Origin of the sequence: Halodesulfovibrio spirochaetisodalis, assembly GCF_001672295.1 — a bacterium.
In the GTDB taxonomy this organism is placed as follows: Bacteria; Desulfobacterota; Desulfovibrionia; order Desulfovibrionales; family Desulfovibrionaceae; genus Halodesulfovibrio; species Halodesulfovibrio spirochaetisodalis.
Genome location: NZ_JXMS01000022.1, coordinates 26,013 through 49,167, shown reverse-complemented (window position 1 = coordinate 49,167; position 23,155 = coordinate 26,013). Strand labels below are relative to the sequence as shown.

Below are 23,155 nucleotides of genomic sequence, written 5' to 3'. Positions count from 1 at the left end.
GGATTACACGCTTGTATGTCCTGTATTCAGGAAGTTCATAAGTTTTTTTGTTGCTTCAGCAAAGTTTACACCGCCGCGTATAACAAACACAGGCTTGTCATGAAGCGCCTGTATATAATCACTGAGTACAGGGTCTGTATACTCTTTATTCTTCGGCAGATACAGCAGGTCGTTTTTCTTCATCATATGGGCAAGATACGGTCTTGCTTCCTGTGCTGCATATTCTTCAATAACCATTGGCTCTGTATTGCGGCACCAGTCTATAATGACAGCGCCACTGAGCGGTGCATGGGGAATAAATCTGTGGGCATCATAACACTCAGGAATAAGTACATCGTATTTATGCTCCAGCTGCCATAACGATTCAGGACGCATTTTGCCAAATTCCATACGTTCCTGCGGTGAAAGAATCTGCTCAAGCTTCGGGTTGTTCAGCGCTGTCCCCGGGTTGATTCTTGGCTGCTGCAGTGTGCCGTAAAACGGGTTTTGGCCGCTCGGGTGCATAAGAACTCTGTCGTTACTGACGAAATCAGCCCCGCTGGTGAGCATATGCAATGCCAGTGTAGATTTTCCGGCACCGGAGTTACCGCTTATGATGACCCCTCGCCCGTTTAATGTCACAGCGGCTGCATGCCCAAGTAAATACCCGCTGTCTACCTGCCGATTAATAAATCTGCTGTTGATGAAGTTTACGACCTGATTTTTGTACTGAACGCAGGAGCCGGCTATACAGTTGTAGCCGTCAGCGATGATGTAGTGCATGTTTGTACGTTTGTGGCGCACAATACGCCCGTCTGGAAGATCAATCCATTCGTGTTTAGGGAGTTTGTGCGGAGCAGAAGGCAGTGCTGTTTTGTATTGATAGGGAAAGTTGAGTGGCGGGGTATCGTGAACCGTTACTGTTGAATTAACATGTTGCTGTGGGTTCAGAACAATGAACTCGGAAAAATAGTGAATCAACGTTGCTGCAAGTAGTGCGTTGTTTACAAAGACATTGAGTACAAAGTTATTGAATGCAATTTGGAACTGGTACGTTGCCGGATAGCTTTCATGAACTGCATGAAGAACAGAAAAAAAGCCTGTATATTTTTTTATATTCATGAAAGCTCCTTCATAACTGCATCAACATAGAGTTGTGCCGCATCTATGCCCTGAGCCTGAAGAATTCCTTTAAATCCACCAAATGCAGAGACTTCAAAAACAACAGGGCCTTCAGATGTGATGGCAACATCAACGCAGGTAAAGTCCAGTTTAAACGGGTGCTGCGCCTTACGGGCAAGCTCTATGATTTCTATCGATGGTGTATACTTTTCGTAATAGCCGCCTGAGGTTGTGGTCGTGTTCCACGAATTGCCTTTGCAGCGGGCATACGTGGTAAGGTATTTCCCCTGTATGAAGACAACACCAAGGTCTTTATCTTCCTTCAGGTCGATGGCTTTTTGAATGTACATCATGGGAAAAACACTGGCATATTCACGAACAGTTTTGTGTGCATCTTTGGTGTCGGAAACAATAACCATACCGCGTCCTTTGGATGAGTAGAGCGGTTTGAGAACAGCTGTACCGTACTGTTTTATTGCTTCGAGTGCTTCGTCTATGTTTTCAGTAAGCGTTGTGGGGGGCATAGGGATGTTTGCCTGTTGCAGAGTGGCAGTGCAGGAAAGCCGATTGAGGACAGCGATCATGCTGGACGGTTTTGAAAAGACAGGCAGTCCGTGTTCATTCATAACCCGTAAGAGTTCCAGCCTGTTCAGTAACGCAGATGAATAGCGAGCCCCGACTTTTTTAACGATAAGGGCGTCCAGAGACATCAGGTTCGTTCCTTCAAACCAGCAGGCTTTCTGTCCCAGATCAAGACGAATTTCTTTCATGTTGATAAGCAGCCGGTAGCCGGTTGTTCTGGCTACGGTGTCCGCCAGTCGTTCAGACGACCATCCACTTGGAGTTCCTACAACGCCTATTTTCATGTGGTCTCACCCCATGTTAATACAGTAAAATATCTTCCGGTAATGTGAATGTTGCCCATCCGCCCGAGTGTTCGAGCAATTTTTCCATGAGAAAGTGGGCACGTAGATACATGCGTTTTGCAAAGCTGCTGTTAAGCTCAAAGCGTGTTGAGGTATAGAAAGAGCGGGCGAGGGCAAAGGCTAAGCGAGCTTCAAAGGTGGCGTCGTTGTAATCAGATGCAACTTTTCGTGCGAATGAATAAAACTGGTCGGTAGTCCGGTTCAGTCTGTCCCGTATCTGTGGTTCAAAAACAGGGATGCGGAATATTGAGACAAGGAAAACGGAAACATCCTGCAGATAATCAAACTCTCTGGAACGGTACAAATCGATGAAACGTACAGTTTGAAGCTGTTGATTGTATACAATGTTGTTCATATTGAGATCACCGTGAATAAGGACGGAGAATGGTGCTGAGAGCGTTTTTTCAAGGTGTGAGCACTGGTTGAGCAGCTCTTCTGTGGAGTGAGTTGTTACACTGCCGACGGAAAGAGAGTCACGCAGAGAGGCAGGGTGGACTTGCAGTACAGGTGAAAGACGGCTTGTGAGTTGCTGGATGTAGTTTGTGTTCACAGGTGATTGTGTTTTTGTAGCATCCCAGACGTTGCGTAATGTGTTTTGCAGGACAGTCAATGCGCTATCAACAAGAAACTGTTCTCCTTGCAGGATGACTTCGTCCAGAGTGCAGCCCTGAAGTAGTTCAATAAGCAACGCAGCATTGTCCGAACTTTCATGGTATCCGTAAATTGCAGGCACAAGCGAAGGAAAGACATGCTGCCACCGTTCAATATTATCTTTTTCCTGCCGTATTTTTTCCAGAGAACCTTCTTTATAGATGGAACCTTGACGTGCTGGCTCATGAAAAGGAGCAACTGTCTCCACTACTCCAACAGAACAGCCGGAGCGGCTGCCAAGTATGGCTTTATAGTCAACATCATGCATAGAGCCGGTGAAGCCGGATTGGGTAAGAGTCTGCTGGAGAGAGTCAAACTGAGATACTTTAAGAATATTCCCGACAGTAATAAATATGAGCGCTTCTCCTATGCGTTGGAGAGAGTCCCCAATGCGCTCAAGGTACCGGTAGATAAATATGGCAGTGACGTGACCTGAGGCTTCGGTACCGGCATTTATCTCCCGTGTAAGGCGTGAAAATACATGTCTGTATTTCTCATCCAGTGTGTATTCAGCACGGCATATGCGCAACGCCTTGGAAAGGTCGCCCTCATCAAGTGATGGCTTAACAAGATTGATGGCTTGAGTGATGTCTGCAAAAAAAGGCATGAAGTCATCAGGATCAAGCCTGCTTTCTTTGGAAAGGTATTGAGTCTGCTTGGAAATATTTATGCAAAATTCTGAAATATAGTGCAGGTGTATTGCCATTTTTTGCAGTGCCCGCAGTTTATTGATTTGGCTTTGTGGCAGAGCCTGCGCTGAGTTTAATTCCGAATAGCACATGGTCTCTATTACGGCCTGCATATTGGCTGTTTTGTCACAGCGCAGCGCCAGCTGCTTTTTGAGCACACGGGTAGGTCGCAGTAAAAAATCCTGCGTTGCCTGTACCTGTGCCTGCACTTCGAGCAGCAGGAAGGTAAAATGTTCGTGCAGAGCCTTGAACGATGCCATGCTTATTCGCTGCCGATATACAGTGTTCCGGAAGGCGAATGCTGGTCAGGAGTTTGATCCTTCCAGCGAATTCGCAATACGAGCCTGCTTTCTCCGTTCTTCTGCTTTGCTTTGATGGCAAAACTCAACAACCCCTTCGGGGTAAGGGTAATAGAGTCCTGCTGAGAAGCAAGAGCAATTGAGCCGTCTTTAAACCCTTGCGTAATCGATTCCAGCAGTTCGACAATAGATGAAGTATCCTGCAAGGATTCGAACGAAAATTTATGTTCTGCCATGCCGGTTCCTGTGTTTTTTCAGCTTTATCCAGAGAGTCTGTTCCGGTATTCCTCAATGATGCCTTGACGGGTAACGCCACCCCGTATGAGCTTTTTTTGAATATTCAGGTCATCCCACGCAGGCTGTAAGCCGATTTCCCTTCCTGTTTTTTCTGGATCTTGCTCATCTTTTCTGCGCGTTTTTTCCCCTTGATGACAATCATCTCCCATGAGGATGAGTAACTGTTTGCTGGAGCTTTTGCGGTATTTATTGTGCTCGTTTACCACATCTATAAGAAACTCAGTGTATCTGTTTGATTGCGGGTTCCATACCTCATACCCGTCCACATCATATCTGCCGAGAAGAATTGGCCAGAATTGTTCGGGATGAGGAATGATGATTGAGCCACCAAGGTGTCGTGTTTCTTCTATAATCTCCGAAGCGCGATAGAAATACTCCAGTGGAAAGCTGAGTTTCACTATCTTTTTCACTTCCTGCACAAAGGTCTGAACCCGATCAATGAAGCGGTGGCCGAATTCAGGGCGCAGTGCGTCAATGTAGTTACGGATTAGTTTATTGCGCATGGAAAATTCCGGCACACTGTCCCAATGCTCGTTAAGAAGTTGCTCTATTTTGCCTACTACAATGCAGGCAAATTTAACGGCGCTAGGTTCAACACCGGTTTTTTTAGCTGCAGCATGCAATCTTTCATCAATCGGTTTTGTGAATGAGTGAATGAAATCAAAGAGCTGGCTTGAGCGATACTTACGGGTGTGTGCAAGCATGGAGCGCAGCATGGTGTCGTTATCTTGCAGTCGCTCTGTTTCAAAGTGGATCAGTAGCTGTACCTTTTCGTCAAAACCGCTTGCGTAGCAGTCCACTTCAGCACCTGTATAGGGGCCGTAGGACATGAGTTCATTATGCTGAGTGGGGATAATGAGTTCATCTTTGCGGTTGGGAAACATGGTTTCAATGCGCTGTTGATTGAGTTCCATAGGAACAAATTCAGGGTGCCAGTGGGTGGCGATAACATACTGCTGGCGCGGATAAATTTCAGAAGGAGTAAGAACCTGATTGATCTGCCATTTATCGAGTTTATCCGAGACAATTTTTGAAAAAATAGCATGATCTTTTTTCGTTATGTCTTCTGAATAGCCGCGGAGCTTTTCTACCAGCTTAGCATGTTCTTTTTCCTGCTCAACAGTGAACTTCATGGCGTTCCCCCTGACCGCATGAGCTATTTATATTTATGATGACATTCTGTTTTCATATGGTTCAGTGCGTCCACGGTTTCGTGGAATTTTTGTAAGTCCTTAGTGTGCCATGCTTCTTCAAGTATATCTGTGAGTTTGTCATACTCTGCGTACAACGGATCACCCTTTCCGGGATACTTTGTCATGAGGCGTGAGTCAGCAATGAAGTCGAGCACTGCTTCTTCGGGTGGAACTGTCTGTTGATGGAGAGCTTTAAATATGACTTTAAAGCTTGTTGCCATGCGTTTTTTCAGGCGCTTGTATCGCGGAAGCCCGTCCGGTCTGATTCCACCGCATTCGCAATCTTCACATAGTTCGCATTCATCAATGTGTGCACTCATTTTTAGTTTAACGGTGAGTTGCCCGTACTCGTCTTTTACGGATAGACGAATCTTCTTTGCATTTGTGCAGTCTGGAAAATCTTGTACCGATGCGTTTTCACATGCATCTGCTAAGTCACGTAAAAAATTAGGCAGTTCGCCCCTTGTGATTGTGCGTATAAGTTTCTCAGCCATAAGGACTCCTGTGTGTCAAAGGAATAGGGATGAGCTATTAGAAAAGCATGACTTAGTGGCTTGGTCAAATAAGAAAATTAGTTATCAGCGGAATATGATTCGAGAGCATTGTGCGAAGGAGAGCCAAGTGAGAATGCGTCTCCGATATAATTATTGACAAACAGCAATAAATGATTGTTTAACAATAAAAAACATCGATCAATAATTAGGAGAAGCTGCATGACTACCATCACCAAGCCGAGTAAAAGGTTTGCCTTGTTATTCCGAGTGTTCTTTTATGCCTATCCGATTCTGATGCTGTGCCTCTGGCTGTGGAGTGACTTTTCAGACACTGGCAGTTGGTCAAACTTTGGATTGGCTGAATCTATTTTGCGCGGGCATACTATCCAACCTGTTACGACTTGGCAGCGGATAGCTTGTTTCGGAGCGTCAATGTTGACTGGCGGTGCGATAATGTATGTGCTTCGAATGCTTTCCAGATTATTTGCATTGTATAGTCGTGGAGAATTCTTCGGTGTTGATAATGTTGCATGCTATAGAGCTATTGGGATCGGCTTAATAGTACAGCAGGCTCTCTCGCTGCCACAGGGGGCATTGCAATCTGTAATTTTGAGTTTTACTAATCCACAGGGGCAACGCTTTATTTCTATCAGTGTAGATGATGCAAATATCTCACTGGTTGTGGTGGGGCTTATGGTGATATTGATTTCCCGAATTATGGACGAAGGCCGGAAGTTACAAGAAGAGCAGCAGTTCACGGTGTAGGTAAAGTTATGGCAATAAGCATTAGTCTTAATATCATATTAGCAAAGCGCAATGTCAGTTCAAAAGAACTTGCTGAAGCTATAGGGATTACACAACAGAACCTTTCTATTCTTAAGACGGGGCGTGCTAAAGCTGTACGTTTTTCGACTTTGGAAGCTATCTGTAAGTATTTGGATTGTCAGCCCGGTGATATTTTACAATACGAGCCAGATGACAATGGCTAGCGAGTAGTACATGAGCCTTGCTGGCCTGAATAAGAATTGATTCTGATGAATGAGTTAAAAAAGCCCCCGTATCTGATGATACGGGGGCTTTGCATTCTGATAAACGCTTATGCGCCTGCAGTGAATACAGGCTCGTCAAGTTCGTCGAGGAACTTGTCAGCACGCTCTTCCTGCTGTGGTACTTCGATGTTTGAGGAAACGAAGTCGCGGTAGCCGGAACCAGCCGGAATGAGGCGACCCACAATAACGTTCTCTTTGAGACCGCGAAGTCTGTCGCGTTTGCCGCGCAGAGATGCTTCGGTAAGAACTTTTGTGGTTTCCTGGAAGGAAGCCGCAGAAATAAAGGATGAAGTTGTAAGGGAAGCCTGTGTAATACCGAGAACCAGAGGTTCAGCATTAGCAGGGGTGCGCCCTTCAGTAACAGCCTTTTTGTTTTCATCGCGGAATTCCTGTTTATCCACCTGCTCACCAACGAGGAAGCTGGTTTCGCCCGGATCAAGTACAGATACCTTTCTGAGCATCTGGCGAACGATAATCTCAATGTGCTTATCGTCAATGCCTACGCCCTGGAATCGGTACACTTCCTGAATTTCTTCACACAAGTAGTTAGCGAGGAATTTCTCGCCTTTAATGCGGAGAATGTCGTGAAGTTCCGGCTGACCTTCAGTAAGTTGTTCGCCTGCTTCTACGAAGTCGCCTTCAGTAACAGTGATGTGCTTACCTTTAGGTACGAGGTATTCTTTCGGTTCGCCTACTTCAGGAGTGACCATGAGCTTGCGCTTACCTTTGGTTTCACCGGCGTAGGATACGATACCGTCAATTTCAGTAACAACAGCGAGGTCTTTCGGCTTACGTACTTCAAAGAGTTCCGCTACTCGTGGAAGACCACCTACGATATCCTTGGTTTTGGATGTCTCACGCGGCTTACGAGCGATAACGTCACCCGCTTCAAGCTGCTGACCGTCCTGAACCATGATAATCGCGCCAACTGGGAGCTGGTAAACTGCAGGGATGGAAGTATCACCGCGGAATTTAGGCTCGCCGTCTTCATCACAAATGGAGATGGACGGTTTCAAGTTGGTTGTACGGTACTCAATAATGGTACGGGTTGCCATCTGAGTCGCAAGGTCAGTTGTTTCCTGGAATGTTTTGCCATCGATGATATCGGTGAACTTAATTGTACCAGGAACTTCTGTAACGAATGGCTCGTTGAACGGATCCCAATCAGCGATAACGTCGCCTTTGGTGATTTCCTGACCGTCGGTAACGTTCAAACGGGAACCGTTAGGCAGGATGTATTTTTCGCGTTCGCGACCCTGTTCGTCAACAATGGAAACCTGACCGGATTTACCAAGTACGAGGTGGTGACCCTCTTTGTTGGTAACAGCTTTAACACGGGAGGTCACAACGCGACCGGAGTGCTGAGCTTCGATGCTGGATTTCTCAATCTGGGTAGATGCAGTACCACCGATGTGGAAGGTACGCATTGTAAGCTGAGTACCAGGCTCACCAATGGACTGAGCAGCAATAATACCGACAGTCTCACCGCAGTTAACGAGACGACCGCGAGCAAGGTCACGACCGTAACACAGAGCACAAATACCGTGTTCAGAGGAACAGGTCAGTGCGGAGCGGATGGTGATGGAGTTGATACCACGATCATCGAGAAGCTGTGCGCGTTCTTCGTTGATGAGGCCATTAGCCGGAATAAGTTCTTCCTTAGTAACCGGATCAAGAACCGGGTAAAGAACAACACGGCCGATTGCACGTTCTGAAAGACGCATTTTGATTTCACCACCACTGATGAGGTGGGAAAGCTCAAGACCGTCAACAGTACCACAATCGTGTTCGCCAATGATAACGTCCTGAACAACGTCAACAAGACGACGGGTAAGGTAACCGGAGTTCGCGGTTTTAAGCGCGGTATCCGCAAGACCTTTACGAGCACCGTGAGTAGAGGTGAAGTACTGAAGCACGGAAAGACCTTCACGGAATGAAGATGTAATTGGTGTTTCAATAATTTCACCGGACGGTTTCGCCATCAGACCACGCATACCTGCGAGCTGACGCATCTGGTCCTGGTTACCTCGAGCACCGGAGTTGGACATCATGAAGATGGAGTTAAAGGAGAGGTTGGACTCTTCTTTACCAGTCTTCTCGTCTTTGATGATATCACGGGAAATGTGCTTCATCATTTCGTTGGACACGTCCTGAGTCGTCTTTGTCCAAACATCAACGATTTTGTTGTATTTCTCGGTGCGTGTAATAATACCTTCGCGGTACTGGCGTTCAATTTCGTCAACTTCTGCCTGAGATTTTTCCAGAATGCCTTTTTTGCTGTCCGGAATCTCAAGGTCTTTAACCGCAATGGTAACACCAGCGCGGGTGCCGTACTCGTAACCTAAGTTTTTGAGACGGTCACAAAGGAGAACAGAAGCTTTGATGCCGCATTCGCGGTATGCAGAACTTACGAGTTTACCAATGTTTTTCTTGGTCATAACGTCGTTAGCACGATCAAAGCTCATGCCTTCCGGCAGAATCTGAGAAACGATAACGCGACCAGGGGTAGTCTCAACAACACGGCCGTCATCAAGGCGAACCTTAATGCGTGCGTGCAGAGATACCTGACCGTGGTCATATGCACTGATAACTTCCCAGCGCCCGCAGAATTCCATGCCTTCGCCTTTTTCAAAAGAGCGTTCACAAGTCATGTAGTACAGACCGAGAACGATATCCTGAGAAGGAACGATAACAGGAGAACCGTTAGCTGGAGAAAGAATGTTGTTTGTAGACATCATAAGTACGCGTGCTTCAATCTGTGCTTCCACAGAAAGAGGTACGTGTACAGCCATCTGGTCACCATCGAAGTCAGCGTTGTACGCGGAGCATACGAGAGGGTGCAGGCGGATAGCCTTACCTTCAACGAGGGTTGGTTCAAATGCCTGAATACCGAGGCGGTGAAGTGTCGGCGCACGGTTAAGCAGGATAGGGTATTCGCGAACAACCTCTTCGAGGATATCCCAAACTACCAGCTCTTCACGCTCAACCATTTTCTTCGCACTCTTAATTGTAGAGGCGAGGTTTCTTTCTTCGAGTTTGGAGTAGATAAACGGCTTAAACAACTCAAGAGCCATCTTCTTAGGAAGACCGCACTGGTGCAGTTTAAGGTTAGGACCTACAACAATTACGGAACGACCGGAGTAGTCAACACGCTTACCGAGAAGGTTCTGACGGAAACGACCCTGCTTACCCTTGATCATGTCTGACAGGGATTTAAGAGGGCGACCGTTAGTACCGGTAATTGCGCGACCGCGGCGACCGTTGTCGAAGAGTGCGTCAACAGATTCCTGAAGCATACGTTTTTCGTTACGGATGATGATCTCAGGTGCACCGAGTTCCATCAGACGCTTCAGGCGGTTGTTACGGTTAATAACACGACGGTAAAGGTCGTTGAGGTCGGAAGTTGCGAAACGTCCGCCATCCAGAGGAACGAGAGGACGAAGTTCTGGTGGAATTACCGGAACAACTTCCATAATCATCCATTCAGGACGGTTGTTGGACTCAAGGAAAGCCTCAACAATCTTCAGTCGTTTTGTAAGTTTTTTCTTTTTGGTCTGAGAACGGGTTGTCTGAGACTCTTCACGCAACTCATGACGCAGAGTCTCAAGATTGAGCTCTTCGATGAGACCGCGAATTGCTTCAGCACCCATGCCCACAACAATTGCGTCTTCGCCGTAGTGGTCGATTACCTGGAAGTAGTGGTCTTCTGAGATAACCTGATTCTTGGCGAGAGAAGTCTGGCCCGGATCAAGAACGACAAAAGAGTCGAAGTACAATACTTTCTCAAGATCAGACATGGTCATGTCGAGCAGTGTACCGATCTTGGAAGGCAGAGTTTTCAGGAACCAGATGTGCGCAACTGGAGCTGCAAGCTCAATGTGACCCATACGCTCACGACGAACTTTGGAAGCAATAACTTCAACGCCACACTTTTCGCAGACGATGCCGCGGTGCTTCATGCGTTTGTATTTTCCGCAGTTACATTCGTAATCTTTTACCGGGCCGAAGATCTTTGCGCAGAAAAGACCGTCGCGTTCTGGTTTGAACGTACGGTAGTTAATAGTTTCTGGCTTTTTAACTTCACCGTAAGACCATTCTCGGATTGCTTCCGGAGCAGCAATGGAGATCTGAATAGCCTTCAGGTTGTGAATATCTGCAGCTTGAGCTGTATTGCTACGTGCAGAGAAAAGATCGTCTAAACTCATAGTTGTTACCCCACCCATAAAGGTTGTCATGCGGGTTTCGGGATCTGTAACAGTATCCTAAAATCGGGTTTGCTCCGGCTTGCGGAGCAAACCCGTTCTATTTAGTCAGCAAGGAAGGTGCGTGGACCTTTTTGTTCCTCTTCCTGATGCAGGGTGACGTCCAGACCGAGGGACATCAATTCCTTGATAAGTACGTTGAAGGACTCAGGCATACCAGCTTCAAGGAAGTTGTCACCTTTAACGATCTTCTCGTACATTTTTACACGACCGGTTACGTCATCAGACTTAACGGTCAGGAATTCCTGCAACATGTAAGCTGCACCATGTGCTTCCAGTGCCCATACTTCCATCTCACCAAGACGCTGACCACCGAACTGAGCTTTACCACCCAGAGGCTGCTGCGTAACAAGTGAGTAAGGACCGGTTGAACGGGCGTGGATTTTTTCATCAACCAAGTGGTGCAGTTTCAGGATGTACATAACACCTGTGGTTACGCGGTTCTGGAACTGGTCACCGGTACGGCCGTCGAACAGTACGTTCTTACCGTCATCCGGCATGCCTGCATCAGCAATCCATGACCAGATTTCTTCTTCACGTGCACCGTCGAATACCGGAGTCTTTGTTACAATACCGGTGCTCAGGCGACGAACAGCTTTTGTGAACTCTTCGTCATCCATTTCGTCGACCATACGGTTGATGGAATCACACTTGTAAACCTCTTTAACACGTGCACGAACGTCTTTAAGGTGTTCGCCGGTTTCAAGAAGTGCTGCAAGCTGCTCACCAAGTTTGAGTGCGCCCCAACCTAAGTGTGTTTCCATGATCTGACCGATGTTCATACGAGACGGTACACCCAGTGGGTTAAGTACGATGTCTACTGTAGAACCATCTGCGAAGAACGGCATGTCTTCGATAGGCAGAATCTGGGAAACAACACCTTTGTTACCGTGACGGCCAGCCATTTTGTCACCTACGCTAAGCTTACGCTTAACGGCGATGTAGCATTTAACCATCTTGAGCACGCCTGGAGGCAGATCATCGCCTTCAGACACTTTCTCGCGTTTGGTGTCGTAGATATTCTTAATAAATTCAACCTGCTTATCATATTCTTCAATGATATGCTCAATGGCGTCATTTACTTCATTAGACTTAAACAGACCGGAAAGTTTCTTAACCGGAATTTCTTCAAGAATTTCTGCTGTTACTACATGACCTGCTTCAGCAAGAACTTCGCCTTTGCGTTTACCAGGAATGTTGTACGCAAGCTGCTTACCGCCTGCTTCTTCCACAACTTTGATCATGGTAGAAGCGGTGAGTGCTGCAATATGGCTCTGTTCTTTACGATCAAGCTTAGCAAGTTCGTAGTCTTCGATATTTTTAGTGCGTTCGTCTTTTTCACCGGAACGACGGTTGAACACTTTAACGTCAATTACAGTACCTTCGATTCCTGGAGGAACTTTGAGGGAGGTGTTCTTAACGTCGCGTGCTTTATCACCGAAGATCGCACGAAGGAGTTTCTCTTCAGGAGAGAGCTGAGTCTCGCCTTTAGGAGTAATCTTACCTACGAGGATATCGTCAGGAGAAACGTTAGCACCGATGCGAATAATACCGCTGCCGTCGAGGTTGCGGAGCATTTCTTCGCTTACGTTCGGAATATCGCGGGTAATTTCTTCAGGTCCAAGTTTGGTGTCTCGAGCAACAACTTCAAACTCTTCAATGTGTACGGATGTGAAGACGTCTTCTTTTACCATACGTTCGGAGATGAGGATGGAGTCCTCGAAGTTGTAACCACACCAAGGCATAAACGCTACAACGAGGTTTTTACCCAGTGCGAGTTCGCCGTCTTCGATACCAGGGCCGTCAGCGAGAATAGTACCGCGGACAACTGGCTGGTTCGGATGACAGGTAGGCTTCTGACCAAAACATGAGCTCTGGTTGGATTTGTGGTGCTTCTGCAAGTCGTAGCTGCGAACGCCACCAGACTCTGGGTAGAGACCGTTGGTGTACGAAACAACAATGCGGTCAGCATCAGCAAAGCGAACAATACCTTCGCCTTCAGCAATGATACATGCTCCGGAGTCCTGTGCTACAGGACCTTCCATACCGGTACCAACAATAGGCTTGTGACAGCGGAGCAATGGCACCGCCTGACGCTGCATGTTGGAACCCATAAGTGCGCGGTTCGCGTCATCGTGCTCGAGGAATGGAATCAGCGCAGCAGAGATGGAAACCATCTGGCTTGGTGAGATGTCCATAAGAGTAACATCTTCACGTGGAGACATGAGAACGTCACCAAGGTAACGGGTCGTAATAAATTCTCTTACGAAGTTACCCTGTTCGTCGAGTTCTGCGTTTGCCTGAGCAACAACCTGACCCTGTTCAGTGGTCGCATCCATGTAAATGATCTCGTCGGTGACACGAGCATCCTGTACCACGCGGTACGGAGTTTCGATGAAACCAAAGTCATTTACTTTGGAGTAGGTTGTGAGAGACACGATAAGACCAATGTTTGGTCCCTCTGGAGTCTCAATAGGGCAGATACGTCCGTAGTGAGAGGTGTGTACGTCTCGAACTTCGAAGCCTGCACGTTCACGGGTAAGACCACCTGGTCCAAGAGCAGACAGACGACGCTTGTGAGTTACCTCGGACAGGGCGTTAGTCTGGTCCATGAACTGGGAAAGCTGGGAAGTACCGAAGAACTCTTTAAGCACAGCAGCAACCGGTTTAGGGTTGATGAGGTCGTGCGGCATGAGAGTCGCAACTTCCTGAAGGCTCATGCGTTCTTTGATAGCACGTTCCATACGTACGAGACCGATGCGGTACTGGTTTTCTACCAGTTCACCTACAGGACGTACGCGACGGTTACCGAGATGATCGATATCGTCAGCAGGACCGTGAGAGTCTTTCAGTTTACACAGAATCTTGATTGCTGTGAAAATGTCGTTGTCTGACAGGGTGCGCATGTCGTTCTCGCGATCGAGATCGAGGCGCTGGTTCATTTTGTAACGACCTACTGGAGATAAGTCGTAGTAGTCCCCGCTGCGGAACAGGTTCTCAAAGAATGTGTTCGCAATTTCCGGAGTAGGAGGGGAGCTAGGACGCAGACGACGGTAGATTTCAACACGTGCGGACTCAGAGTCTTCTGTTTTATCAAGAAGAAGTGTGTCACGCATGGAAGAAGATACGTCAGAACCGCGGGTGTGAAGAACAGGCAGGCGTGTTACGCCGGCTTCGCGGATGCGTTCAACAATATCTTCTGTGAGTTCGTCTGCAGCGTCTGCAAGAACTTCACCTGTGTTTTCATCAACAAGATCTTCGGCAAGGAACAGACCGTTAAGGGTATCCGGTGCAACTTCAATTGCATCGATACCGGCATCGAGAAGCAGGCGCCATGTACGTTTTGTAATAGGCTTGCCCTGCTTAGCGAATACTTTTTCGCCATCGCCAAGATCCACGTACGCAATTTCCTTGCGGTACATGTCTTTCTGCACTTCCCACAGAACTTTGCCGTCTTCGAAACGGAAGTATTCTTTCTCGTAGAAGCAGTCGAGAATGTCGGAACGAGACATACCCATTGCTTTGAAGAGAATAGTGGCAGGCATTTTGCGACGACGGTCAATTCGTACGTACAAAATATCTTTGTGATCGAAGTCAAAATCGAGCCAGGAACCACGCATCGGAATGATACGGCAGCTGTAGAGCACTTTACGGCTGGAGTGCGTTTTACCTGCATCATGTTCAAAGATGATACCAGGAGAACGCTGCAACTGGTTAACGATAACACGCTCGGTACCGTTAACAATAAATGTACCTTTCTCGGTCATTAAAGGCAGGGTACCAAAGTAGATGTCCTGCTCTTTAATATCGCGGATGGTGCGGTTTTCGGTCTCTTCATCTACATCATACACAACAAGACGCACGGTAATGCGGATTGGTGCTTCGTAGGTAAGACCCTTTGCAATGCATTCAGCCTGATCATATTTAGGTTCACTGATATCATAGCGAACATATTCAAGGCTTGCTGTGCGGTTAAAGTCTTCAATAGGGAAGACAGAACGGAATACACCTTCAAGACCTTCTTCAGGCAGTCGGTCAGTACGACCTTCCTGCAAAAACTTCTTGTAGGAATCTACCTGCAAGTTGAGAAGATGCGGGATAGGAAGCGTTACTTCGATTTTACCAAATTTTTTATAAAGTTGGCCCATATTTACACCTCAAAAGAGACGGTTTGCCAAAGATGATGCCACTGCGGCTAAGAAGCATCGGAAAATGGCGCGTTTGCTTAACCAAAGTCGGCGGATTATCTCCGAAACGGATACGTACGCATGCGCAAAGGGTTGCCCGGTGGACTCAGGTGTCCGGAAAGACTGGGCACTGGTAGGTGCTGCTCGAAGCATGCAAATTCAGCAGCAGAAAGCAGAACATGTCCGCTCGGTCATGCTCTGTGGTAAAAGAAAAAATTCGGGATGGTAAACGTTCGGAAATGGTCAGCAACGTGTCGCCCAATTGTTAATTAGCGTTACGTAACAAAGACAAGTCGACCAAATGCGTAATCTAGTTCACAACAAAAAATTGTGCAAGCTTTTTTTTGATCTTCCCCTGTACATCAGAGCTAATAAAACGCGGACGGGAAAAAAATCCCGCCCGCGCCTGAATTCGCTTCAGCAGTAAAAAGTAGAATTACTTAACTTCTACTTCTGCGCCTGCTTCTTCGAGAGCTTTCTTAGCAGCTTCAGCATCGTCTTTAGATACTGCTTCTTTAAGAGCTTTAGGTGCGCCGTCTACAGCTTCTTTAGCTTCTTTGAGACCAAGACCTGTGAGAGCACGAACTGCTTTAATAACAGCAATTTTGTTGCCGCCAGCAGATTTGAGGATAACATCAAACTCAGTTTTTTCTTCAGCTGCTGCGCCACCTTCTGCAGGTGCTGCTGCTACTGCTGCAACTGGAGCTGCTGCAGAAACGCCGAAGGTTTCTTCGAGTTCTTTGATGAATTCAGAAAGTTCGAGTACGGTCATGTTAGAGATAAATTCTACAACCTGTTCTTTGGTCACGGACATGGTAGTCTCCTTAAAATAATTTTGGCTTAATATTTTTTAATTAATAGACGTTCTGCTTATGCAGCTTCTTTCTGATCTTTGATAGCGTTCAAAGCGTAGAGGAAGTTGCGCAGAATGTTGGCGAAAAGGCCAACGAAGTTTGTTGGAACGGCGTTCATTGTGCCAAGCGCCATGCCAAGCAACTGCTGCTTGCCAGGAAGCTTTGCGAGTTCACCAAGCTGAGCTTCGGTGAGAAGCTTGCCTTCAAGAGAAGCATGCTTAACAACGAGGTGTTTGCTCTTTTTAGCGAATTCAACGACAGCCTTAGCAACTGCAACGGGATCTTCGAAACCAAGGGCGATCGCGCTGTTCTCTTTGAAAGTATCAGCGAGAACTTCATGATCACCACCGGTGACTGCGATGCGAGCCAGAGTGTTCTTCACAACATGGTATTCACCATCTGCTTTGCGAAGGTCATCTCTGAGCACGGTCATCTCTTCCACCGGCAAGCCCTTGAAGTCAGTCACAACCGCGATAGAAGCACCTTCAGCTTTTTCTTTCAGGCGCTCAATAATGGCGGCTTTTTCAGACCTGTTCACGTTCAGTCTCCTTAGACTAAGGGGGATTTGCCAATGGAAAACCAAGCCAAATTGTCTCGGTAGGACTTATTAGTGCCTACTGTCTTCGACTCAGAATTCCAGTCCTCTGCCAAAAAGCAGGAGCGAAACAAAGAGCTTCGCTCCTACCAAATATGTAACCGAAGGAATTAACCTTCGATGAATTTGCGAATAAGTGCAGGGTCTACTTTGTAGCCAGGTCCCATTGTGCTGGAGAGGGACATAGCTTTCATGTAAGCACCCTTAGCGGATGAAGGCTTGAGGCGGTTCACGGTCTCAACGATAGTTTTGAGGTTGTCCATGAGCTTTTCAGCGCCGAAGGAAACCTTACCGATAGGAGCGTGAAGTACACCAGCTTTGTCTACTTTAAATTCAACGCGGCCAGCTTTCATTTCTTTAACTGCGTTTGCTACATCAAAAGTAACAGTGCCAGTTTTTGCGTTAGGCATAAGACCACGAGGGCCGAGTACGCGGCCGATCTGACCTACGAGAGCCATAACGTCAGGAGTTGCAACAGCTTTGTCAAAGTCGAGCTTGCCTTCTTTAACTTCTGCTACGAGATCTTCTGCACCAACGATTTCAGCGCCAGCTTCACGAGCTTCAGCCTGTTTTTCGCCTTTACAGAATACTGCTACGCGCACATCTTTACCAAGACCGTGTGGAAGGGAGCATGCGCCACGAACCATCTGGTCAGAGTATTTAGGGTCAACGCCGAGGTTGATTGCAACGTCAACAGTTTCATCAAATTTTGCATAAGCAGACTCAACTACTTTAGCCATCGCTTCTTCAACAGCAAAGCGTGCGGTAAGCTCGAGGCCTTCTGCTGCTTTACGATATTTTTTTCCATGCTTAGGCATAGTAATATCCTTTTTATTCTCTGTGTTAATCTCCTGCCGCTCGATCTAAGATAAAAATAGCCGTGCTATACCACGGCGAACGGCAGTCCAACTGATTTACAGAATGCTATTTAACATCAATGCCCATGGAGCGAGCAGTACCAGCGATGATCTTCTTAGCTGCATCCATATCAGCAGCATTGAGGTCAGGCATTTTGATAGTAGCAATTTCTTCGATCTGTGCATCGGTTACGGAACCAACTTTGTTACGGTTTGGCTCACCGGAACCTTTGTCAACTTTAGCAGCTTTAATGAGCAGCACAGATGCAGGTGGAGTTTTGGTGATGAAAGTGAATGAACGATCCTGGAATACTGTGATGATTACAGGAATGATCATGCCTTTCTGATCCATGGTCTTCGCGTTAAACGCTTTACAGAATTCCATGATGTTCAGACCGTGCTGACCAAGAGCAGGACCTACTGGAGGAGACGGGTTCGCGGAACCAGCAGGGATCTGAAGCTTAATTTTTGCAATTTCTTTTTTAGCCATACCACTATACCTCTATAGCAAACGCCACTTGCGTGGCGATAAGTGCTTAATTGTGCTTGATTACCCTTTATCTACCTGAACAAAGTCCAACTCGACAGGTGTTTGTCTGCCGAAGATAGATACGGATACTCTGAGCTTACCCTTGTCGTAGTTTACATCTTCCACGACGCCGTTGAAACCGCCGAACGGTCCATCGATAACGCGCACTTCGTCACCACGTTCAAAATTGAACTTAGGACGAGGTTGTTCCTGACGGGATTCCATCATGGAGAGGATACGTGCTGCTTCTGAATCCCTCATTGGGGTCGGGCGGTTTTTGCCGCCAATAAAGCCAGTAACCCGCTGAATGTTGGAAACCAGATGCCAAGAAAGGTCGGTCATGATCATTTTGACCATTACGTAACCCGGGTAAAACTTGCGAGTAGAGGTGCGTTTTTCACCCTTTACAAGTTCAACCACTTTCTCGGTAGGTACAACGACTTCCTCAATTTCGCCTTGAGCTTCGCCGGTACGGATCATCTGCTGGATGGTCTGTTCAACACGCTGCTCGAAACCTGAGTAGGTGTGGATAATGTACCAACGTGCTTTTCTTACGGGTGCTTGTTCCTCGGTCATAGGAATATCCGTTTAAGAAAGAATGTATTCTACGAGCTTTGTAAGACCTAAATCTACAAAGCCAAGAAACAGAGACATAACAACAACAAGAGCCAGCACCGCAATGCTGGTTGTCACAGTCTCTTTTCGGGAGGGCCAGACTACTTTTTTAATTTCAACCTGGGACTCTTCGAAGAACTCTTTAAGCTGAGTTACTTTGTTTGCTTCAGGAGCTTTCACATCAGCTTTCTTTGAGTGCTTTTTTGCCATTGTCGCCTCGCCGTGTAAGAAGGAAGAAAATGGCAGGGGTGGAGGGATTCGAACCCGCAACATCCGGTTTTGGAGACCGGCGCTCTAGCCGTTGGAGCTACACCCCTGCGTTTTTATAACAACTACTTACTTAGTTTCGCGGTGAAGAGTATGTTTCTTGTCCCAAGGACAATACTTATTCAATTCAACACGAGCTGTAGTGTTTTTCTTGTTCTTCACGGTCGCGTAATTGCGTCGTTTGCACTCTGTGCAAGCGAGCTGGATATTAACGCGCATGAATTACTCCACGATTTCAGAAACAACACCTGCGCCTACGGTACGGCCACCTTCGCGGATAGCGAAGCGAAGACCAGTTTCCATAGCGATTGGGTTGATCAGTTCTACGTTGAATACAGCGTTATCGCCTGGCATTACCATTTCAACGCCTTCGTCAAGAGCGATTACGCCAGTGATGTCAGTTGTACGGAAGTAGAACTGAGGGCGGTAACCGGTGAAGAATGGAGTGTGACGTCCACCTTCGTCTTTAGAAAGTACGTATACTTCAGCTTTAAACTTGGTGTGTGGGTTGATGGAACCAGGCTTACAAAGAACCTGACCACGTTCAACTTCATCACGCTTAATACCACGGATAAGAAGACCAACGTTATCGCCAGCTTCACCACGGTCGAGAAGTTTACGGAACATTTCAACGCCGGTACAAGTAGTTTTCTGAGTCTCTTTGATACCAACGATTTCAACTTCTTCACCAACAGTGATAACACCACGCTCAACACGGCCAGTAACTACTGTACCACGACCAGAGATGGAGAACACGTCTTCAATAGGAAGAAGGAAAGGTTTGTCGATGTCACGCTCTGGCTCAGGAATGTAAGAGTCACAAGCGTCGAGGAGTTCGAGGATTGGTGCTGCGTCAGCTGCGTCTGCAGAATCAGACTCAAGAGCTTTAAGAGCAGAACCACGAATTACAGGAATGTCGTCACCTGGGAAATCGTAAGAAGAAAGAAGTTCACGAACTTCCATTTCTACGAGCTCGAGGAGTTCTTCGTCGTCAACCATGTCGCATTTGTTCATGAATACAACGAGGGAAGGTACACCAACCTGACGAGCGAGCAGGATGTGCTCACGAGTCTGAGGCATAGGACCGTCAGTCGCTGCAACAACGAGGATACCACCGTCCATCTGAGCTGCACCGGTGATCATGTTTTTGATGTAGTCTGCGTGACCTGGGCAGTCAACGTGAGCGTAGTGACGGATGTCAGTTTCGTACTCAACGTGTGCAGTTGCGATTGTGATACCGCGCTCTTTTTCTTCAGGAGCTTTGTCGATTTCGTCGAAAGCTACTGCCTGGCCGCCCTGCTTGAGAGCTGCGATTTTAGTGATAGCTGCGGTAAGAGTAGTTTTACCATGGTCAATGTGACCAATGGTGCCGATGTTTACATGCGGCTTACTGCGTTCAAATTTTTCTTTACCCATGAGTAAATCTCCCTGGCAATGAATTTTTCTCGGTTATCCGAAAATAATTAATGGAGCTCTCAAGCAGAATTGAACTGCTGACCTCATCCTTACCAAGGATGCGCTCTACCTACTGAGCTATGAGAGCCTCTTATTCAAAAAGCTATAGGGAGAACTCAGGCTAGTTGGAGCGGGAAACGAGACTCGAACTCGCAACCCTCAGCTTGGAAGGCTGATGCTCTACCAATTGAGCTATTCCCGCTTATATGCGCCGTAGTTCTCCGACTTGAGTCTCCTACAGCCTGCTACTTAGCAACTGGTGGTGGGGGGAGGATTTGAACCTCCGAAGGCATACGCCGACAGATTTACAGTCTGTTCCCTTTGGCCACTCGGGAACCCCACCTGTTCTGGAGCTGGCGATGGGACTTGAACCCGCAACCTGCTGATTACAAATCAGCTGCTCTACCAATTGAGCTACGCCAGCAACGAGAAGAGTGTTTATATACCCCCCAAAGTTTTGGCAAGCAAAAAAACACTTTTTTTAATCTTTTTTTTAGCCCTTTTTTTTAAGGCTTTAAAATTAGGTAGTTGCAATAAGTGGTAGGTACAGGTTTTCTCCGATTAATTGTCCGTTAATCTAAAAATGCCCAAACAATAAGTGTAGACACTCTTTCTTTTTATGGCATTTGTCCACTATAAATTGGATAATAGGTAGGTTTCTGCTGTAAAACTTACCACGGAATGTTAGTGCGGACACACTATAGTGGAATATTACGAACTGGTGTTTTATATATTGATGCTCTTGTTTCTGAATATAAGCCCTGTAATCTTTGGCTGTACATCTACTTTTGAGGCAGTGCACAGTGTGTCAGGATACTAGGGAGTAACTTAAAATTACTGCGTAATAAAAAAGGCCATCTATCAGATGGCCTTATTTATACTATAGAGAGGGAGCGTTATGCTACTGCCGGTGCTGCGGAAGCAGCAACTTCTGGCACTGCAACTGCTGCTGGCTCTTCAAGGGTGACACTTTCGAGGTAGATGTCTGCATTTTCATCAATTGCACGTAAGAACTGGTTGTTCAGTGCATGACCGGAGCAGTAGACTTCAAAATGTCCTTCAAGCGGCGCGCCAAGCATTACCATGTCGCCGATGAAGTCGAGAATTTTGTGACGAACGAATTCGTCAGGGAAACGCAGGCCATCTTCATTGAGTACATTGTAGTCATCGAGGACGATTGCGTTTTCAAGGGAACCGCCAAGCGCAAGCTTTTTGGAACGCAGGTATTCAACTTCACGGAAGAAGCCGAATGTGCGCGCCTTGGCAATGTCGGTAGCAAATGTTTCCGGAGTTACTTCAACAGACATTTTTTGCACACCGATGAGCGGGTGAGCAAAGTCGATAGTGTAGTCAATGGAGAAACCGTTGTGCGGCTTTGCGCAGATTCGTTTCCCATCTCGCTCAAAATTGATTTCTTTTTTGATGCGTTTGACTGTACGCGGACGGGATTGCTTACGCAGTCCTGCGTCTTTGAGAAGGAATATGAAAGATGCAGCAGAGCCGTCCATGATTGGAACTTCTCCGCCTTGGATTTCAATTCGGATGTTATCAATTTCCATACCGCGGATGGCAGCAAGTAGGTGTTCAACGGTTGCAGCTGATGTGTTGCCAACACCGAGAACGGTTGCCAGTTGTGTAGCGGTAACAATTTGAGGGGTAGGAGTAATAACCTTTACGCCGTCCTCACCGTGAATATGAAAAACGATGCCTGTGTCTTCTGAGGCAGGGTGGAGTGTAAGTTTAACAACTTTACCACTGTGTACGCCTACACCTGAGCATCCGATAGATTTGTTAATTGTCTGTTGTAGCATTAATTATTCCCTCCGGCTCCATGTAAGCAAGGAGTGTGCCAGAGGTTCTTTTGGTTTTATTATATTGGTTTTTAAGAACTTTTTATAAAGAGACGTATGTATCTAACTGTGTCTTTTTAGCACAATGTGTCTTTTTAGCATCGTGTTAGATTTTATATCCACAAACGAAGCGGTCGTGCCCTGAGAGATCTTTTATGATACAGGCATCACGCCATTTGTTGTTCTCTTTATTGAATTCATTCATTAAATCAGTACCTTGCCAGAAGCCCATCTCCATGATGAAAAATCCTGAAGGAGCTAACCATTCTGAAGCAAGCTCAATAAGAGCGATGCCATGCTCAAGCCCGCTGGTACCAGGGACTAGCGCTGATGCAGGTTCAAATTGCTGAACTTCAGGGTCGAGCGTTATATATTCTGATTGGCTGACATATGGCGGGTTTGTGGCGATTAGGTCAAATGTGTTGTTTTTGAACAACGGTGTGGTGAAATCGCCACGGATGCAGGACACGCGATTCTCGACGTTATGTGCTTGTAAATTTTGCTTTGCTGTCGTGATTGCACCCTGAGAGAGGTCGACTGCGACCCCATATGCTTCCGGCAGCTCCGCTGCCAGGGTTGTAGCTATGCACCCGCTGCCGGTTCCAAGATCTGCAAAGCGGAATGAACCCTTATGTGCAAAACGTTCGACAACGGCTTCAATCAGGTGCTCTGTTTCCGGTCTTGGAATCAGGGTGTGTTGGTTTACAGTAAATGAACGTCCGTAAAATTCACGCTCACCCATGATGTATGCAGCTGGTTCACCGGTTCCTCTGCGCAGGATGAGAGGAAGCATTTGTTCATATGCGTCATCGGAAACTTCACGGTGGGAATGGATAAGAATATCAAGACGGGAAAGACCAAGAATTTTGCGGAGCACCATTTCAGCCGACAGTCTTGGAGAATCAACAGCCTTCCCGGAAAGGTATTCCGAGAAGGCTGTAAGTATCGACTGAATGGTGAGCTGTGCGGGTTTTTGTACCGCCAT

20 protein-coding genes and 5 tRNA genes are annotated in these 23,155 nt (G+C 46.9%); 2 read left to right on the top strand and 23 right to left on the bottom strand.

The window, feature by feature from the left end:
• Positions 1-3: 3 nt before the first annotated feature.
• Genes SP90_RS12070 through SP90_RS12045 form a run of 6 tightly spaced genes read right to left on the bottom strand, consistent with a single transcriptional unit; the run spans position 4 to position 5,650 of the window.
• Entirely contained in the window at positions 4-1,101 is a 1,098-nt protein-coding gene (locus tag SP90_RS12070; RefSeq protein ID WP_066856543.1) for an HprK-related kinase B, read from the bottom strand.
• Positions 1,098-1,967 (bottom strand): GAK system ATP-grasp enzyme, encoded by an 870-nt coding sequence (locus SP90_RS12065; protein ID WP_066856540.1) that lies wholly within the window; start codon positions 1,965-1,967, stop codon positions 1,098-1,100. The genes SP90_RS12070 and SP90_RS12065 overlap by 4 nt, the downstream gene beginning before the upstream one ends.
• A gap of 16 nt (positions 1,968-1,983) precedes the next feature.
• Entirely contained in the window at positions 1,984-3,627 is a 1,644-nt protein-coding gene (locus SP90_RS12060) for a PhoU domain-containing protein (protein ID WP_066856537.1), read from the bottom strand.
• Positions 3,628-3,629: 2 nt separating this feature from the next.
• A complete protein-coding gene (locus SP90_RS12055; protein ID WP_066856535.1) occupies positions 3,630-3,902 on the bottom strand; it encodes an amphi-Trp domain-containing protein in 273 nt (90 codons plus the stop codon).
• Positions 3,903-3,926: 24 nt separating this feature from the next.
• Positions 3,927-5,096 (bottom strand): hypothetical protein, encoded by a 1,170-nt coding sequence (locus SP90_RS12050; protein ID WP_066856532.1) that lies wholly within the window; start codon positions 5,094-5,096, stop codon positions 3,927-3,929.
• Positions 5,097-5,119: 23 nt separating this feature from the next.
• Positions 5,120-5,650, bottom strand: coding sequence for a GAK system XXXCH domain-containing protein (locus SP90_RS12045; protein WP_066856529.1), 531 nt, complete (start codon positions 5,648-5,650; stop codon positions 5,120-5,122).
• Positions 5,651-5,869: 219 nt separating this feature from the next.
• Between SP90_RS12045 and SP90_RS12040 the strand changes: the two genes are divergently transcribed.
• Positions 5,870-6,415, top strand: a complete 546-nt coding sequence (locus SP90_RS12040) for a DUF2975 domain-containing protein (RefSeq protein ID WP_066856526.1) — start codon at positions 5,870-5,872, stop codon at positions 6,413-6,415.
• Positions 6,416-6,423: 8 nt separating this feature from the next.
• On the top strand, positions 6,424-6,639 hold the full coding sequence (locus tag SP90_RS12035) for a helix-turn-helix domain-containing protein (protein WP_066856522.1): 216 nt from the start codon (positions 6,424-6,426) through the stop codon (positions 6,637-6,639).
• Between the two features lie 107 nt (positions 6,640-6,746).
• Here the strand turns inward: SP90_RS12035 and rpoC are convergent, their stop codons facing one another.
• The 17 genes from rpoC to prmC form a co-directional block, all read right to left on the bottom strand.
• Positions 6,747-10,904: a DNA-directed RNA polymerase subunit beta' gene (rpoC, locus tag SP90_RS12030; protein ID WP_066856519.1), complete on the bottom strand. Its 4,158-nt coding sequence runs from the start codon at positions 10,902-10,904 to the stop codon at positions 6,747-6,749.
• Positions 10,905-11,005: 101 nt separating this feature from the next.
• Positions 11,006-15,109, bottom strand: a complete 4,104-nt coding sequence (gene rpoB, locus SP90_RS12025; protein ID WP_066856516.1) for a DNA-directed RNA polymerase subunit beta — start codon at positions 15,107-15,109, stop codon at positions 11,006-11,008.
• Between the two features lie 475 nt (positions 15,110-15,584).
• Positions 15,585-15,962 carry a 50S ribosomal protein L7/L12 gene (gene rplL, locus SP90_RS12015; protein WP_066856510.1) on the bottom strand — a complete coding sequence of 126 codons (378 nt, stop codon included), beginning with the start codon at positions 15,960-15,962 and terminating at the stop codon, positions 15,585-15,587.
• A gap of 56 nt (positions 15,963-16,018) precedes the next feature.
• Positions 16,019-16,540 carry a 50S ribosomal protein L10 gene (gene rplJ / locus SP90_RS12010; RefSeq protein ID WP_066856508.1) on the bottom strand — a complete coding sequence of 174 codons (522 nt, stop codon included), beginning with the start codon at positions 16,538-16,540 and terminating at the stop codon, positions 16,019-16,021.
• A 167-nt stretch (positions 16,541-16,707) separates the two neighbouring features.
• Positions 16,708-17,415, bottom strand: a complete 708-nt coding sequence (gene rplA / locus SP90_RS12005) for a 50S ribosomal protein L1 (RefSeq protein WP_066856505.1) — start codon at positions 17,413-17,415, stop codon at positions 16,708-16,710.
• A 106-nt stretch (positions 17,416-17,521) separates the two neighbouring features.
• Entirely contained in the window at positions 17,522-17,944 is a 423-nt protein-coding gene (gene rplK / locus SP90_RS12000; protein WP_066856502.1) for a 50S ribosomal protein L11, read from the bottom strand.
• 60 nt (positions 17,945-18,004) lie between these two features.
• A complete protein-coding gene (gene nusG / locus SP90_RS11995; protein ID WP_066856500.1) occupies positions 18,005-18,559 on the bottom strand; it encodes a transcription termination/antitermination protein NusG in 555 nt (184 codons plus the stop codon).
• Between the two features lie 12 nt (positions 18,560-18,571).
• Positions 18,572-18,808, bottom strand: a complete 237-nt coding sequence (gene secE / locus SP90_RS11990; protein ID WP_066856497.1) for a preprotein translocase subunit SecE — start codon at positions 18,806-18,808, stop codon at positions 18,572-18,574.
• A 30-nt stretch (positions 18,809-18,838) separates the two neighbouring features.
• A tRNA-Trp gene (locus tag SP90_RS11985) sits at positions 18,839-18,915 on the bottom strand.
• A 19-nt stretch (positions 18,916-18,934) separates the two neighbouring features.
• Positions 18,935-19,084, bottom strand: a complete 150-nt coding sequence (gene rpmG, locus SP90_RS11980) for a 50S ribosomal protein L33 (RefSeq protein ID WP_066856494.1) — start codon at positions 19,082-19,084, stop codon at positions 18,935-18,937.
• Between the two features lie 3 nt (positions 19,085-19,087).
• Positions 19,088-20,281, bottom strand: coding sequence for an elongation factor Tu (gene tuf, locus SP90_RS11975; protein WP_066856491.1), 1,194 nt, complete (start codon positions 20,279-20,281; stop codon positions 19,088-19,090).
• A 51-nt stretch (positions 20,282-20,332) separates the two neighbouring features.
• Positions 20,333-20,408 (bottom strand) — tRNA-Thr (locus SP90_RS11970).
• Between the two features lie 38 nt (positions 20,409-20,446).
• A tRNA-Gly gene (locus SP90_RS11965) sits at positions 20,447-20,522 on the bottom strand.
• A gap of 55 nt (positions 20,523-20,577) precedes the next feature.
• Positions 20,578-20,663, bottom strand: a tRNA-Tyr gene (locus SP90_RS11960).
• A gap of 5 nt (positions 20,664-20,668) precedes the next feature.
• Positions 20,669-20,744: transfer RNA gene (locus SP90_RS11955), tRNA-Thr, on the bottom strand.
• 472 nt (positions 20,745-21,216) lie between these two features.
• The gene (gene lpxC / locus SP90_RS11950; RefSeq protein WP_066856488.1) at positions 21,217-22,131 is read right to left on the bottom strand and encodes a UDP-3-O-acyl-N-acetylglucosamine deacetylase; all 915 of its coding nucleotides are present in this window, start codon (positions 22,129-22,131) and stop codon (positions 21,217-21,219) included.
• 145 nt (positions 22,132-22,276) lie between these two features.
• Complete coding sequence (gene prmC, locus SP90_RS11945; protein ID WP_066856484.1) at positions 22,277-23,155, bottom strand: peptide chain release factor N(5)-glutamine methyltransferase; 879 nt, start codon at positions 23,153-23,155, stop codon at positions 22,277-22,279.